Here is a 14913-nt window from a genome sequence, read left to right as displayed (position 1 = left end):
TTTCAGTCGGCCGGACGCCAGGAGGTCAAGCTGGGCAACGCCTGTCCCGGCGTGTCGCCGACGCTGACCCCGGCGCGGGAGAACAGGAAGACCGGGCTGAGACAGACCGGGATGAACCAGCCGAGTTCCACCACCCGCCGGACGATCTGCCGGTCGAGCTCCGCTCTGGCGGCCTCGTCGGCCCCGGCTGCCTGCCGGTCGAGGTCTTCGAGCAGCGGATCGGTGCTGTGGAAGGGATTCAGCCCGATCGCGTCGCGCAGCCACAACCCCCGGCCCATGAAGTACACCGGCAGCACACCCCAGCCCATGATGGAGGCCGGGTACCTGGTCAGTTCCATGTTCGCCGCGGTGGGTTCCTTGGCGGTGATCTCCACCTTGACCCCGATCCGGTCGAGGTCGGCCGCGACGGCTTGCACGAGGTCCGCGGTGGACGCCGAATTCGACGGGATCAGCACCGGCAGGGCGAAGCCGGCCGGATACCCGGCTTCGGCAAGCAACTGCTTGGCGCGCAACGGATCGTGGGAGTAGAAGCTGGTTTCGTTGTAGCCGTCCCCGCCCGGCGCGGCCGGTTGCTCGGTGGGCACGCCGTATTCCCCGAGCAGCGCCTTGGTGATCTTCGCGCGGTCGACCGCGAAGTTGAGCGCCTGCCGGACCCGGACGTCGCCCAGCGGCGGGCTCAGCGTACCCGCGCGGTCGTTGAGCTGGAGGCCCATCACCAGGTTGGGGCTGGACGCCACCCGCAGGCCCGCCGACTTCGCGCCGTCGACGATCGCGTAGGTGCCGGTGATGACGTCCACCTGGCCGGTCCTGATCGCGGCCAGCGCGGTGTTCTCGTTGGGCAGCACCTTGATGGTGACCTTGTCGTAGTGGACCGCCGCCGGGTTCCAGTACCCGGGGTTCCGCGCGTAGGTGTAGTGATCGCCGGCGACCGTCTCGCCGGGTACCAGCTGGTAGGGACCGGCGCCGAAGGTCAGCGCGGGCAGATCCGCCGCCCGTGCGATGCCTGCCGGGCTGATCAGGCTGCCCGCGAACAGGTCCTGGGTGAACACCGCGGGCAGCTGGGGGTGCGGTTCGGCCAGTGCCAGCCGCACGGTCAGCTCGTCGACCACCTCCACCGAGGAGATCGCCGCCAGGAAGGCCGACGCCTGGCCGGCGGCGTCGCGGAAGTACTGGATGTTCGCCTTGACCGCCTCCGCGTCGACCGGGGTGCCGTCACTGAACCGCGTCTGTGGCCGGAGCACGATCTCGAAGGAGGTGTTGCCACTGCCGAGATAACGCCACGACAGGGCCAGCGCAGGCTGGTAGCTGCCATCAGGGGCTCGATTGATCAGCGGTTCGTACGCGGCGTTGGTGAACAGCAAGGATTCCCCGCCGGCCTTGGCCGGATCGAGGCTGACCGGCGGCGTGCTCTGGCCGACCCGGAGTTCGCCGGACCGGGTGCTGCCCGTGTCCGGGCCGCCACCGCACCCGCCGGTCAGGAAGCCCGCGGTGAACAGCAGTCCGGCGGTGTGGAACGCGCGTCTGGACAGGAGCGGGGGCACTGCGCTCATGGTTGCCCGCCCTCAACCGTGCCAGCGGCGGTCGGTGAGGGGTTCCCCGTCGAGGGTGACCCGGCCCGTGGCGTCGAAACCGGTGGGGGTGGCGGTCACGGTGGCGTCCACGGTGACCTGCTCGCCGGTTTCGATCTCGATCGTCGCGGTGATGTTGCCGGAGACGGTCGAGTCCTCCGGTTCGGCGCGCCGGGCGGTGGCGACCATCAATTGCTTGACCCGCAACTGGTGCTTGCGCCGGTGGGTGTTGTTGCCGGGCTCGGCCGTGTTCTCACTGGCGAGGCGCAGCGAAACGCTGTCGTTGAGCAGATCGGTGGTGATCTCCCACACCGCCTGCTCGGTGCCGGCCACCTGGAGTGCGGGCTCGGCGGCCAGTTCCCCGGTGTCGTTCTCCGGTAACGGATAGCTGATCTCGTTGGTGTCCGTTGTGGACAGCAGGGGCAGGGTCAGCGCGGTCACCACCGGCCACTCCGGGGTGTCCGGTGACTTCGGCCAGACCCGCGGGAAGTCGCCGGGCGCGATGGCCAGGCGCAGCCGGTGGCCGGCGGGGATCTCGTAGGTGGTCGGCGTGAGCCCGATCTCGGCCGTCCCGGCGCCGTCCGCGCCCAGGGTCAGCAGCCCGGCGCAGACCATGATGGACCGCTGCGCGTGGTCGACCTCGGTCAGCTTGACCGACACCCGCGGCCACGGCGATTCCAGCTCGACCAGCACGCGGCCGCTGATCAGCAGCGGCTCGGTCAGCGGCGGCGAGGTGTAGCACAGGCTGCCGGTGTCGTCGTCGTGCTGGTCGAGCGGAAGTCCGAACGCCCCGGCCGGGGTCGACCAGAGACCGCTGAGCAGGCCGACCGCCGGATCGGGTTCCCCGGGGCCGACTCTGTCCCAAGTGGACAGGTTGTCCACCAGCTCGGTACCGCGTGGCGGCCACTGCCCGGTGCTGATCCAGCGGGGCCGCCGCCCCTGCACGTGCACGCTGACCGATGGCGTTTCGGCGTCGGTGGAGGGAATGTCGCGCAACCACCTGTCCCACCAGGACAGTGCCAGGCCGGGGAAGTCGATCGGCGTGGTCGGGCACTCGTGCGGCATGACGTGCATCCACGGACCGGCCACGAGTCGCTTGGGACCGCGCATCCCCTCGTAGGCCCGGATCATGCCGTCGACGAACAGGTCGCGCCAGCCCGCGACGCACAGCGCGGGCACCTCGATGGCCGAGGTGTCGATCCCGCGTGCCGCCCATGCGGGATCCCCTGGCCCGCGGCGGTGAAGGTCGAGCAGGTACGGCGGAGCAGTCAGCCGCCGTCGCCATCGCGCCTGCTCGGCGGTGTCGGCGAAGTCGTCCAGCGGCGGCAGCAGCTGGCTGAACAGCGTGCCCAGCCCCCAGGAACCGAGCGGGGAGAAGGCGCCGCGCGCTCCTCCCGGGTGGACGAAGTCCCGTTCGGGATCCATCGTGCCCTGCACGGCGATGATCGCCCGCAATCCGGCCGGCCGCCGTCCCGCCGTGCGCATCGCCGTCATCGCCCCGTACGAGCCGCCCCACATGCCCGCCGTGCTGTCGCACCACGGTTGCCGGATGGCCCAGTCGAGTGCGGCGAGCGCGTCGTCGACCTCGTCCGGGTCGAACGGCGGCCGCTGCGTGCCGTCGGACGAACCGGTGCCGAGCATGTCGACCAGCAGCGCCGCGTAACCGTGCGCGGCGAACCACCGCTCCAGCGGCGAGCCGTTCATCGCGGCCACGTCCCGGCGGTACGGCAGCACGGTGATCAGCACCGGTACCGGTCCGGTGCCGGCGGGCAGGAACAAATCGGCCGAGAGCGTCAGATCACGTTCGCCGACGGGGATCCGGAGGTCACGGTGCACCGTGACCTCGAACCGCCGGTCTGCTTCCTCACGTACGGGCATCGTCGCCTCCGCAGGTGCCCGTGAATGGGCGGCCCGAGTCCGGTTGGGTACTAAATCAAGTACTTCGGTACCAGCGTCGGTACCATAGGCACGCGCGCGGCGCTGTCGCAAGCCCTTCTGGGTCCTTTTTCGCCGTCCTATTTCGCCAATGCGGACAACACGAGATCACTCAGCTCCGCGTAGGCCGCTCCGGCGGACAGTCCCGCGCGGTCGAGCAGTTCGCCGTGCTGGATCCCGTCGATGAGCAGGCTCACCGCCGCGCCGACGAATTCGGCGTTGGCCGCGCGGAAACCACCGATCGCCACACCGTCCTGAATGGACTCACGGACCCAGTGCGCCGCGGCGAGCGAGTTCTTCGCGTACAGCTCCGCGGTCGCCGGGGTGCTGACCATGTCCGCGTGGCACTCCGGCGACATCCGCTGCAACTCCGCGCCGAGGCCGGACAGGTACGCCGCGATCCGCTGGGCCGGATCGCCGATCGCGCCCGCCTTGTTCTCGACCCGCGTGGTCACGTCGCGGAAGAACCGCCGGACGGCGGCCACCACCAGTTGCTCCTTGCTCGACGCGACCGCGTACAGGGTCGACTTCGAACAGGCCAGCCGTGCTGCGAGGTCGTCCACCGTGAGCCGGGCGAAGCCTTCGGCGAGGATGAGTCCTTCCAGTCGCTCGATCAACTCCTCCCGGCGCGCCTCCGGCAGCCGGCGAGTCTTCGTTCCGCGTGCTCCCGGAGGCGTCATCCACGGTGGCTTCATGCTCATGGTGGGTAGCTTCGCATATCGATCACGTGCAAACTGACAAGGGTACGACGGTACCATCTTCGGTACCCAGAATCGGTAACAAGAACCTCACGGCCGATTCGGTCAGGGCAGCAGGCCATATCGGCGCGCGGTCACCACCGCCTCCAGCCGGGAATGGGCGGCCAGTTTTCGCATGACGCTGCGCAGATAGCTCTTCACCGTCTCCAGCTTGATGTCGAGATCGGCGGCCACCTGCGCGTTGGTCCAGCCCAGCGCGACGCACGCGAGCACGTCGAGTTCCCTGGCGGACAGCGCCGGCGCGGTGTCCGGCGAACCGGTCCCGGCGGCGGGGGAGAGCTTCCGGCACACGTCCTCGATGCGTTCGCGGACAGCGTGCTGGCGCACGTCGTTCGCCAGCACGCGGAGTTCGGCATAGGCCTCGCGCACCAGTTCCCACTGGGGTGTCACGGGCGCGGTCACCGCGTGCTCGCCGAGCCAGTCGAGGCGGCGCGTGATCTCGTCGCGCACGGCCAGGCTCTGCTCCAGATCCCGCGCCGACTCCAGCGCGGCTTGGATCACCCTGTCGCCCAGCGGCAGCCCGTTGCGTTGCGCGCCATAGAGGACACCGCGCACGGTCCGCCCGACCAGCACCGGCACGGCCACCATCGCGTGCAGTCCCTCGGCGGCGATGATGTGGTCGTAGTGGTGGCTGATCCCGGTGGCACCGGCGTAGTCGTCGACCACCATCGGCCGCCGCAGCGCGGCGACCCGGCCACCGAGGCCGAGGCCGAGGTCGAGCGCCACCCCGCGCAGCGCGCCCGTGGTCGAACCGGCGAACTGGGTCAGCCACACCTGCCGGTTCGCGTTGATCCCGCCGCCGAAGGCCAGCGGCAGTTCGGTCGCATCACGCAATCGGGTCAGTGTCCGCTGGATCTGCGGGCGATCGTCCGCCGCCGTTTGCCGGTCCATTTCCGCCTCCCAAAAAGGGCGGGTCGCTGCCCCTACCCTCAACCGGGGGTAGCCCGTTGATCTGTGCTTGGGGACTATTTGCTCAACGATACGTCGGAAATCACGCATCGAGCACCATTCGCGTACCGGCCAACCTGGAGTCCCGATGACGAGTCCACGGCAGCACACCACCGGCCTGGTTGCCGCCTACGACCGGCCGGACGCCGGCACGGCCGAGGCGCTGTGCGACACCCACCCGGCGGACGCGATCGCGTTCACCGTGGTCGAGCCGGACCTGACCAGCCACGACCACACCTTCGGCGAACTGCGCGACCGGTCCGCCCGGCTGGCGACCGGGCTCGCCGCACTCGGGGTCGGGCGTGGGGACCGGGTGGCCACGCTGATGGGCAAGTCCGCCGAACTCGTCGTCTCGGTGCTGGCCGTCTGGCGGCTCGGCGCGGTCCACGTGCCGCTGTTCACCGCGTTCGGCCCCGGCGCGATCGCCGTCCGGATCACCGGCACCAAGGTGGTGCTGACCGAGCCGGGACAGCTGGCCAAGCTCCGGCCGAGCGCGGAGCTGCCCGCCGATCCCGGCAGGCGGATCGTCAGCACCGGCGTCGGCAGTGGCTCCGGCGAGGTGTTCGAACTCCGCGAACTGCTCACCGCCCCGCCCCAGGCCGGCCCGGAGCGCGTCGGCGGGGACGGGACGATCATCGAGCTGTTCACCTCGGGCACCACCGGCGCGCCGAAGGGGGTCCCGGTGCCGTTGCGGGCGCTGGCGGCCATTCGGTCGTACCAGGAATACGGCCTCGACCACAGCGGGTCCGATGTGTTCTGGAACGCGGCCGATCCGGGCTGGGCCTACGGTCTCTACCACGCCGTGCTCGGGCCGATGACGCTCGGCAGGCGCAGTCTGCTGGTGCGGGGCGGTTTCTCCCCGGAACAGACCTATTCGGTGCTGGGCGGCTTCGGCGTCACGAATTTCACCGCGGGTCCCACCGTCTACCGCGCCCTGCGCAACAGCGGTGTGCCCGCGCCGGCGGGCCTGGCGCTGCGGCACTGCTCGTCGGCGGGGGAGCCGCTCGGCGCGGACGTGGTCGCCTGGGCGGAACGGGAGCTCGGCGTGCCGATCAGGGACCACTATGGACAGACCGAACTCGGCATGACGATCGCCGCCGCGTGGCATCCGGGCCTCCGCACCGATGTTCCGGCGGGATCGATGGGACGCGAGCTACCCGGCTGGCACCTCGACGTGCTGCGGCCGGACGCGGACGAGATCGCACCGCCCGGCGAGCCGGGCAGGCTCGCCGTCGATCTCGCCGCCAGCCCGCTGATGTGGTTCACCGGCTACCGGGACGCCCCGGCCCGCACGGCGGAGCGGTTCACCGCGGACCGGCGCTGGTACCTGACCGGTGACACGGCGTCGAAGGACGCCGACGGCTATTTCCGGTTCGGCTCGCGCGACGACGACGTGATCCTGATGGCCGGTTACCGCATCGGCCCGGCGGAAGTGGAAAGCGTGCTGCAGCACCACGGCAAAGTGGCCGAGGCCGCGGTGATCGGGGTGCCGGACGAGATCCGTGGTGAGGTGCTGGTCGCCTACGTCGTGCCCCGCACCGGGGTCGAAGCGGACGAGAACCTCGGCGAGGAGCTGCGCCTGCTGGTGAAGAACCGGCTCGCCGCGCACGTGTACCCGCGCGAGGTCCACTTCGTCGAGTCGTTGCCGAAGACACCCAGCGGCAAGCTCCAGCGCTTCGTGCTGCGGCGCGAGCGTGAGCGGCTGCGCAACGGCAGCTCGTAACACCTGCTCGTCTCGCGAACACACGCACCCGGACGGCACCGGCCGCACCGGTCCCCTTGTTTCGCCGTTGTTCGAATAAAACCGCCAGGAGGCAACGATGCCTAGGTCGCGCCCGCTCAATCGCAAGCCCGATCCAGGTCCGGCGGGACCGTCACGGGGAATTCGGACATCTCGGCGAGCCTTTGTCCTGGGCGCCGCCGCGGTGACCGCCTCGGCGGCCGCCGGGCTGCACGCGGGGCCGGCACGCGCCGCCGGCCCTGCCCCGGTCGGCACCGGGGCGCGGGTGATCTCCGAGACCTATCTCGGCGAGCGCACCCTCGACCTGGTCATCGAGTCACCGGCGCTGACCGGGACCGCGGCGGTCCGCCTGTTGCTCCCGCCGGGCTGGACGCCCGGCACGCAGCAGACCTGGCCCGTGCTCTACCTGCTGCACGGTGCCGGTGACGACTACACGTCGTGGACCCGGTCGACCGATGTGGCGGCGCTGGTCAAGCACAGCGACCTGCTGGTGGTCATGCCGACCGCGGGCCGCAACGGGTTCTATTCGGATTGGCTGAAGCCCGGCCTGAACGACGCCTCACGCTGGGAAACCTTCCACCTCGGGGAAATGGTGCCGATCCTGGAGACCGGTTACGGGGCGGGGAAGGACCGGGCCATCGCGGGACTGTCCATGGGCGGTTTCGGTGCGATGTCCTACGCCGCACGCCATCCGGGCATGTTCCGCGCGGCCGCCGCCTACAGCGGGCTGGTGCACACCACCTACCAGTCCCCGCGTGGGCCCAGCCTCATCCACGGCGTGCTGGTCAAGGAAGGTTACGACCCGTACGCGTTGTGGGGTGACCCGTTCGTCCACCAGCACATCTGGGCCGCGCACAACCCGTTCGACCAAGCGGCCGCGCTGACCGGCATGCCGCTCTACGTCGCCTGCGGGAACGGGAAGCCCGGCCCGCTGGACCCGCCGGGCACGCTGCCCGACCTGCTCATCGAGCCGTTGTGCGGTGAGGAAAGCGCCGCGTTCGTGGACAAGCTCCGGCAACTCGGGGCGGACGTCACCGCCGACCTCTACGGCCCGGGCACCCATTCGTGGCCGTGGTGGCAGCGGGGACTGCACCGCTCTTTGCCCATGCTCACCAACGCCGTCGGGCTCTAGTGCCTTCGGTCCTGGCTGGATGGTCCTGGCCCTGGCCCGCCGTCGGCGGGCCAGGCGCCTGGTCATCACAGCGACCCCTGGGCGTGCCCACCGGATGATCACGCTCGACACCGGCCACGAGCTGTGGGCCGTTTCAGTCCTCCGCGTCGCGCACCACGAGAGCGATCTGCACCCGGTTCTCGACCGCGAGTTTGGTGAACAGGTTGCCGGTGTAGGCCTTCACCGTCGCGACGCTGATGTTCAGCCGTTCGGCGATCTCCGGATTGCCCAGCCCATCGGCGATGGCCCGCGCCGTGTCCAGTTCCCGTTCGGTCAAAGTGGACAGTTTCGCCCGTGCGGACTCGCGGGAGGAACGGCGGGTGCCGGTGGTCCGCGACCCGGTGGCGGCGGCGATGACCCGCGCCGTGGCCGCCGGGGACAGCACGGGATTGCCCTCGGCGACCATGCGCACCGCGTCGACGATCCGCGGCGGCGGGGTGTCTTTGAACACGAACCCGAGCGCCCCGGCCTCCAGTGCGCCGAGCACCAGCTCGTCGGAATCGAAGGTGGTCAGCATGAGGACCTTCGGGGGCGACGGGCGGGTGAGCAGTTCCCGGGTGGCGCTGAGCCCGTCGCGGCCGGGCATGCGCACGTCCATCAGCACCACGTCCGGCCGGTGCTGGTCCACCACGGTGAGCGCCGACTCCCCGTCGGCCGCCTCGGCGACCACGGTCAGGTCCGGTTCACCGTCGACGACCAGCCGCAGGGCCATCCGCACCAGCTGGTCGTCGTCGACGATGACCACCCGCGTCGGCTCGCGCGCGCTGTCCACTCAGCCTCCCCTGGGGTGGTTCCGGTTCGGCCAGGGTAGTCGCGCGGTGAGCAGGTAGCCGCCGCCGGGCGCCGGCCGGTGGTCCAGGGTGCCGCCGGCGAGGGCGACGCGTTCGCTCAGGCCGAGCAGGCCGAAGCCGGAGGCCGGTGGCCGGGTGCCTGCCGTGGTGGCGGGTGAATTGCGGACGCCGACGCGCAGTTCGTCCCCGGCCGTTCCGTCCAGGGTGACCAGCACCTGTGCCCCGGGGGCGTGCTTGGCGGCGTTGGTCAGTCCTTCTTGGACGATGCGGTAACCGGTCCGCCCGATGACCGCGGACGGTTCGCCCACCACGGTGTCGGTGAGCGTGACGTCCATTCCGGACCCGCGGGAGTCGGCGATCAGGTCGGGCACGCGGTCGAACGAGGGCTGCGGTGGTTCCGGGCGGTCGGGATCGCCCCGGAGCACGCCGAGCACGTCCCGCAGTTCTTCCAGCGCCTGGCGGGAACCGTCCGCGATCCCACGGACCAGCGTGCGGTTTTCCTCGGCGGTGAGGTCGTCGGTGTGGTCCAGTACACCGGCCTGCATGGCGACCAGGGAAATCCGGTGCGCGAGCACGTCGTGCATCTCGCGGGCGATCCGGTTCCGTTCCTGGGCGCGGGCCTGCGCGGCTCGTGCGGCCTGTTCGCGTTCCGCGCTTTCGGCCCGTTCCAGCAGGGACCGCACTTCGACACGCCGGGCGCCGATGGCCGCGCCGATGGCCACCGCGATACCCGCGCTCAGTGCCGGGAAAACGAGCTGGAGCCACAGCGGAATCGGTGGAGCCTCGATCGGGTGGATGCCGGAGAGCACCTGCGAAGCGGTCACGAAGGCCAGCACCACCACGCCGATCTCGACCGGACGGCGGCGGGTGGAGATCGAGCACAGGGTCAGCAGCGCCGCGCCGGCGGCCAGCGTCGACGCGCCCGAGGCGACCGTGACCACCATGGCCACGGCGAACGGGAACCGCCGCCGCCACGGCAGCAGCGCCAGGCAGGCGAGGGCGACCAGCGGATCGCCGGTGACCAGCCAGGAACACGTGTTCTCCGCGCACCCCGGCGGCACCAGCGCGGCGGTGGAAAACCAGAAGGGGAGGCCCAGCAGCGCGGCCACCACCAGCCGCCAAGCCTGCCCCTGCCACCTCGCTGATCGTGGCGCCGAGTTTGTGTTCACCCGGTCATTGTCGCGAAATCCCGATGCCGGCGCAGGAGCCTTGTGGCCAGAGCACCCCCGACCAAAGTCGCAGCACCGCATTCGACTTCGGTCCAATGCGGTCCAGCCGTTGGATCGATGTGCGGCGAGTGCCGAGTGGACAGACTCGTTCCGACCCACCTTCGACACAGGAGGACAGGAAATGCGCAGTACCTTGTCGCTTGCCCTCGCCGCGACCGCCGTGGTGGCGACCGCCGTTCCGGCTGCCTCGGCGGCAGCGGCGGAAACCTTGACGTGGGGCGCGTGCCCGGAGGGCGTCGCCGCGCCACGGCTCGAGTGCTCGACCCTCGAAGTCCCGCTGGACCATCGGAATCCCGGCGGCGAGCGGATCGAGATCGCGATCTCCCGGCTGAAGAGCGAGAATCCCGCGCAACGCCGCGGGGTCCTGCTGACCAATCCAGGCGGCCCCGGCGGCGAGGGGCTCGGCTACCCCGCCCTGCTCGCGAGTTCCGGACTGCCCAAGGAAGTGCTGGATTCCTACGACATCATCGGGTTCGACCCGCGCGGTGTCGGCCGCAGCACGCCGGTGACCTGTGAGCTGACCCCGGAGCAGCAGGCACGTGGTGCTTTCGCGCCGTACGCGTACACCCCGGACGATGTCACCCGCGAGGCCGGGTACGCCCGCACCATCGCCGAGCAGTGCGCCACCTCGCCGACCGCGGCGATGTTGCCGCACACCACCACCGCGAACACCGCGCGCGACATGGAGCGCATCCGGGAGGCGCTGGGTGAGCCGAAGATCTCGTTCCTCGGCGCCTCGTACGGAACCTACCTCGGTGCCGTGTACGCGACGATGTTCCCGGAACGCGGCGACCGGATCGTGCTCGACAGCAATCTGGGCCCCGGCGGATACGACGTCACGGCCATGCGCGGGTTCGCCCGCGGCCTGGAGGACCGGTTCCCGGACTTCGCGGCCTACGCCGCCGCGCACCCCGAGTACGGCTTGGGCACCACCCCGGAACAGGTGACCGCCAAGTACTTCGACCTGGCCGAGCGGCTGGACGCGACGCCGGTCCAGGGCGTGAACGGGATGGCGTTCCGCGGTCTCACGTTCGAATACCTCTACAGCGACGCGGCCCTGCCCGCGCTGGCCAAGACCTGGCAGGCGATCGAGACGAACCAGCCGGTGCCGGTGCCCCTCCCGTCTTCGACCGACCGCGACAGCTCCATGTCCTCCCGGCTGTACGTGATCTGCGGTGATTCCCGCTGGCCGGATTCGATCCGGGACTACCAGCGCGCGGTCACGGTCGACCGGGTGAAGCACCCGATGCTGGGCGGGTCCACGGCCAACATCGGGCCGTGTGCCTTCTGGCCGGACGAGCGCACCGAACCGCCGGTGCGCATCGGGAACAGGGGCCCGTCGAACGTGCTGCTGCTGCAGAACGAACGCGACCCGGGCACGCCGCTGGCCGGCGCCCGCGAGCTGCGGCGCGCACTCGGGCAGAGGGCCACGATGGTGACCGCCGACCAGGGCGGGCACGGGCTCTACCCGTGGGACGACAACCAGTGCGCCAACGACGCGGCGACGAAGTTCCTGACCACCGGCCAGCGTCCCGCGCGCGACCTCGCCTGCGCGGCGGAGCCGGGCCAGTGAGCGGGAGGACGGCCATGTTCGGTGAAATGCGGAGTCGCCGGGCCGCCCGGCGAGTCAAGTCCGGTGACGGGCACGCGCTGCAACGGTTCCGCTGGTGGCAGCTGCTCGGCCGGGCCCTGTTCTACCTCCGGCTGGGCGACGGCGACGGCGGGCACACCGTCTACGCGGTCGACGTCCGGCACAACCGGACCGACTCCTCCGGCTTCGCCAACGCCGATCTGTACGTCGACGGCAGGCACCACGCCCGGTCCCGGTTCCCCGCTGCCTTCCCAGTCCCCGGCGGCACGATCGAAGTGAAGAAGAGCGCCTTCGGGCTCAAGCGGTGCCACTACGTCACCGCCGACGGGACCGCGCGTCAGCTGAGCCCAGACCGCGTCTCGGCCGAAGGGCGCCGCGCGCACCTCGACCGCGCCCACCCCGCGCTCAGCCGCGGGATCAGCGTCTTCTCGTCGATCGTGCTCGTGGTCTCCTTGGCCGTCCTCGTCATGCAACTCCTGGAGAAACTGACCCAGCCCGCACCGATCGCCGCGAACATCGGGACCTTCACCTCGCCCGTGGACCTGCCGGTGTGGCTCAACATCGCGGTCGGGGCCGTTACCGCGCTGGCCAGCACGGAACGAGCGCTGCGGCTGCGCTACAACTGGCTACTCGACGGCGGTGCGGGCTGACCTTGCTCCTGACCGTCAACTCCACGTCGGTCAGCGAGGTGATGGCCGAGCCGGCCGCCTTCGAAGCCCGGCGGAGGTTCCACCATGGGTGAGGTGCACTTTCGCGCTGCGCCGAGGTGCCCGGGTGATCGCCACCGCCGGGCCGCCGCCCCGGAAGAGGCCGGCACCCAGGTGACCGGCTACGGCGACGGCATGACTGAACGCGTCGCCGCACTGGCGAGGCCGCGTTGACCGGCACCTTCCGGCGGCCGGTGCGCCCGTCCGGAGCAGGCCGGTCCGGCCGGTGGCTCACTGCCGACCTCGATCGAGCTGACCGTGGACCTCGCCCGCGTCCTCACCGGCCGAGCTGGGCGCCCAGCCCGAGATGCGCTGCGACCGCCCCATCCGGCCGCCTCGACGAGGGCATGCACGTGGCGGTCCGCTGGGATCCGTACTTCCGCGACTACATGACGATCGCCGAGATCATCCACTTCGCCACCCAGCACTTCAACTTCCGAACTCTTGGAGTGAGTCTGCTTCGGCACCCCCGGACGCCTCTGACAGTCAGGTAGCTACGTCGGGTCTTGCTGCGAACCCGAGCAACGGGTGCACGGCCTGATCCGGCGGGGCCAGGCCGCGGTCGTGTGTTTCGCACCGACATTCCGGCCGGCCTGCTCGCCAGCGTCCTGCACGGCACGGCGATCGACGTCGCGCCAGGGCGGCTCGAACCGACAGGCGCACCACGGTTCGTAGCCGAGACGACCTTGGCCGTGGTGTGGTCCGCCCCCGCCATATCTGGTTGCATCGTCGAACCATCTGGTTGTATGGTCGAACCATGCAGAGCGAGGAGACGGACGCGGCGCAGGAGGCCCTGATGCGGTTCGTCCGCAACTTCGGCCTCCATCAGCCCGACCGCACGCCGTGCGGGCAGCCGCTGCCGGTCTCGGAAGCTCATGCCATGGTGGAAATCGCCCGTGAGGGGCGGCTCCGTCAGGTGGAGCTGGCTCGCCGGTTGCGGTTGGAGAAGAGCACCGTCAGCCGTCTGGTCGCCAACCTGACCGGCCGGGGTTGGGTGCACCGGGAGGCGGCCGACGGCGATGGCCGCGGCGTGCTGCTCGTGCTCACCGACGCGGGTGCCACCGCGGCTGCCCGGCAGGCTGATGCGCGCCGGGACAGGCTCGCCGCCCTGCTTGATCGTGTACCCGATGACCAGCGCGCCGCCGTGGTGCACGCGCTCCAGATCCTCGCGGAGGCCACTGTTGAACCGTCCTGACCGTCCCCAGGTCCGTAGAGCCCTGCTCCTGGTGGCCGCCGCTGGCGTCGCGCTGGGCAGCGGCTGCGCCGCCGACCCGTCGACACCGGCGCCCTCCGGCCGCCAGGCCGAGGTCGCCGAGCGGGGCGCGTCCGTCATGCCGTTCGACCTGGAACGCACCACCCATCAGTTCACCAAGACCGACACCGGCGGCGTGCAGACGGTGGTCGCCGACGACCCGCGCGACGCCGCCCAGATCACCCTCATCCAGCAACACCTGACCGCGGAGGTCGACCGCTTCCGACGCGGCGACTTCACCGACCCCGCCCGCATCCACGGCAACGAGATGCCCGGCCTGGAGGCGCTCCGCGCACACGGCGGGCGCATCACCATCGACTACGCAAACACCCCCGATGGCGCACGCGCCACCTACACCGCCGCGGACGCCGACCTTCGCAACGCCCTGCACACCTGGTTCGACGCCCAAGTCGGCGACCACGGCACGCATGCCACCAGCTGAACCGGCAGCCCGGAGGTGTCCAGCACCGACCCGTTCCACGCAACCACAGGAGAGTCGTGACCTACATCGTGCGAGCCGAAACGCCCTCGGTTGAGCTGTACCAGCACCTGCGGGTCGCCACGGGCCTGAGCCTGAAATCAACCGCGGCGGCAACGGCCGGCCTGGTCGGCACGTGGCACGCGGTCGTCGCCCACCACGGTGACCGTCCGGTGGGCATGGGGCGCGTCGTCGGTGACGGCGGCACCGCTTTCCAGATCGTCGACATGTGCGTCCTACCTGAACACCAGGGGCGCGGGCTCGGCAAGCAGATCATGACCGCCCTGATGGAAGACCTGCGGCAACGAGCACCGCGCACGGCCTACATCTCACTCATCGCCGACGGCGACGCACGCCACCTCTACGCGAGGTACGGCTTCGCGGAAACCGCACCGGACTCGGTCGGTATGGCTCTCCGACTCTGACCTGATCGGGGAGACCGGCACCGGAGAGGCCTTCGATCAGGGCTGCGCTGCTTCCGGGGCACCGAGGACGGAGAGGTCAGCGGAATTGGTCGTCAGCGCGACGTCCGGCCGCGGGGTGAGTCGTCGTCTCGCAGGCCCATGCGCAGATGTTCGATGTGGTTGCGGCCTCCCTCGGTCATGTCCAGCATCATGAGGGCTGGGCTCCACAGATCACGCCTCGCGAAGTTGGTCTTCGGTGGACCCGGGCGCCGGTGACCGCCACCATCGTGGTGTCCCACTCGCGGTAGCCGTCGTGTCGAGGTCAGCAGGATCCCGACAT

General features: G+C 70.5%; 13 protein-coding genes. 7 read left to right on the top strand and 6 right to left on the bottom strand.

Annotated features, from left to right (window positions below; translation table 11 throughout):
• Window positions 1–2: 2 nt before the first annotated feature.
• The 4 genes from YIM_RS32620 to YIM_RS32605 all read right to left on the bottom strand — a co-directional run bounded on the left by YIM_RS32620 (window position 3) and on the right by YIM_RS32605 (window position 5152).
• Entirely contained in the window at window positions 3–1550 is a 1548-nt protein-coding gene (locus tag YIM_RS32620) for an ABC transporter substrate-binding protein (RefSeq protein WP_153033974.1), read from the bottom strand.
• 12 nt (window positions 1551–1562) lie between these two features.
• Window positions 1563–3446: a CocE/NonD family hydrolase gene (locus YIM_RS32615; protein ID WP_153033973.1), complete on the bottom strand. Its 1884-nt coding sequence runs from the start codon at window positions 3444–3446 to the stop codon at window positions 1563–1565.
• 137 nt (window positions 3447–3583) lie between these two features.
• Window positions 3584–4204, bottom strand: a complete 621-nt coding sequence (locus YIM_RS32610; RefSeq protein ID WP_194239829.1) for a TetR/AcrR family transcriptional regulator — start codon at window positions 4202–4204, stop codon at window positions 3584–3586.
• 102 nt (window positions 4205–4306) lie between these two features.
• Window positions 4307–5152, bottom strand: coding sequence for a helix-turn-helix transcriptional regulator (locus YIM_RS32605; RefSeq protein ID WP_194239828.1), 846 nt, complete (start codon window positions 5150–5152; stop codon window positions 4307–4309).
• Window positions 5153–5297: 145 nt separating this feature from the next.
• Between YIM_RS32605 and YIM_RS32600 the strand changes: the two genes are divergently transcribed.
• Both YIM_RS32600 and YIM_RS32595 read left to right on the top strand, forming a co-directional pair.
• The gene (locus YIM_RS32600; protein ID WP_153033971.1) at window positions 5298–6932 is read left to right on the top strand and encodes an AMP-binding protein; all 1635 of its coding nucleotides are present in this window, start codon (window positions 5298–5300) and stop codon (window positions 6930–6932) included.
• Window positions 6933–7134: 202 nt separating this feature from the next.
• The gene (locus YIM_RS32595) at window positions 7135–8082 is read left to right on the top strand and encodes an alpha/beta hydrolase family protein (protein WP_228004150.1); all 948 of its coding nucleotides are present in this window, start codon (window positions 7135–7137) and stop codon (window positions 8080–8082) included.
• A 133-nt stretch (window positions 8083–8215) separates the two neighbouring features.
• On the opposite strand, the gene YIM_RS32590 is transcribed toward YIM_RS32595, so the two are convergent.
• Together YIM_RS32590 and YIM_RS32585 are read right to left on the bottom strand one after the other, a co-directional pair.
• The gene (locus tag YIM_RS32590) at window positions 8216–8893 is read right to left on the bottom strand and encodes a response regulator transcription factor (RefSeq protein WP_153033969.1); all 678 of its coding nucleotides are present in this window, start codon (window positions 8891–8893) and stop codon (window positions 8216–8218) included.
• Entirely contained in the window at window positions 8894–10081 is a 1188-nt protein-coding gene (locus YIM_RS32585; RefSeq protein WP_228004149.1) for a sensor histidine kinase, read from the bottom strand.
• 181 nt (window positions 10082–10262) lie between these two features.
• On the opposite strand from YIM_RS32585, the gene YIM_RS32580 reads away from it, so the two are divergent.
• The 5 genes from YIM_RS32580 (at window position 10263) to YIM_RS32560 (ending at window position 14594) form a co-directional block, all read left to right on the top strand.
• Window positions 10263–11714 (top strand): alpha/beta hydrolase, encoded by a 1452-nt coding sequence (locus tag YIM_RS32580; RefSeq protein WP_153033967.1) that lies wholly within the window; start codon window positions 10263–10265, stop codon window positions 11712–11714.
• 26 nt (window positions 11715–11740) lie between these two features.
• Window positions 11741–12382 carry a hypothetical protein gene (locus tag YIM_RS32575; protein ID WP_228004148.1) on the top strand — a complete coding sequence of 214 codons (642 nt, stop codon included), beginning with the start codon at window positions 11741–11743 and terminating at the stop codon, window positions 12380–12382.
• A gap of 814 nt (window positions 12383–13196) precedes the next feature.
• On the top strand, window positions 13197–13634 hold the full coding sequence (locus tag YIM_RS32570; protein ID WP_153033965.1) for a MarR family winged helix-turn-helix transcriptional regulator: 438 nt from the start codon (window positions 13197–13199) through the stop codon (window positions 13632–13634).
• Window positions 13621–14133 (top strand): aspartate carbamoyltransferase, encoded by a 513-nt coding sequence (locus tag YIM_RS32565; protein WP_153033964.1) that lies wholly within the window; start codon window positions 13621–13623, stop codon window positions 14131–14133. Before YIM_RS32570 ends, YIM_RS32565 begins: the two co-directional genes overlap by 14 nt.
• A gap of 56 nt (window positions 14134–14189) precedes the next feature.
• Window positions 14190–14594, top strand: a complete 405-nt coding sequence (locus YIM_RS32560; protein WP_153033963.1) for a GNAT family N-acetyltransferase — start codon at window positions 14190–14192, stop codon at window positions 14592–14594.
• Window positions 14595–14913: the final 319 nt, after the last annotated feature.

The sequence above is a fragment of the Amycolatopsis sp. YIM 10 genome, from assembly GCF_009429145.1.
GTDB lineage: Bacteria > Actinomycetota > Actinomycetes > Mycobacteriales > Pseudonocardiaceae > Amycolatopsis.
This window is presented reverse-complemented; position numbering and strand designations above follow the sequence as displayed.

Bases quoted from the DNA above. Each gene is read 5' to 3' on its own strand.
- YIM_RS32620 (WP_153033974.1), bottom strand. From the start codon at position 1,550: ATGAGCGCAGTGCCCCCGCTCCTGTCCAGACGCGCGTTCCACACCGCC.
- YIM_RS32615 (WP_153033973.1), bottom strand. From the start codon at position 3,446: ATGCCCGTACGTGAGGAAGCAGACCGGCGGTTCGAGGTCACGGTGCAC.
- YIM_RS32610 (WP_194239829.1), bottom strand. From the start codon at position 4,204: ATGAGCATGAAGCCACCGTGGATGACGCCTCCGGGAGCACGCGGAACG.
- YIM_RS32605 (WP_194239828.1), bottom strand. From the start codon at position 5,152: ATGGACCGGCAAACGGCGGCGGACGATCGCCCGCAGATCCAGCGGACA.
- YIM_RS32600 (WP_153033971.1), top strand. From the start codon at position 5,298: ATGACGAGTCCACGGCAGCACACCACCGGCCTGGTTGCCGCCTACGAC.
- YIM_RS32580 (WP_153033967.1), top strand. From the start codon at position 10,263: ATGCGCAGTACCTTGTCGCTTGCCCTCGCCGCGACCGCCGTGGTGGCG.
- YIM_RS32575 (WP_228004148.1), top strand. From the start codon at position 11,741: ATGCGGAGTCGCCGGGCCGCCCGGCGAGTCAAGTCCGGTGACGGGCAC.
- YIM_RS32570 (WP_153033965.1), top strand. From the start codon at position 13,197: ATGCAGAGCGAGGAGACGGACGCGGCGCAGGAGGCCCTGATGCGGTTC.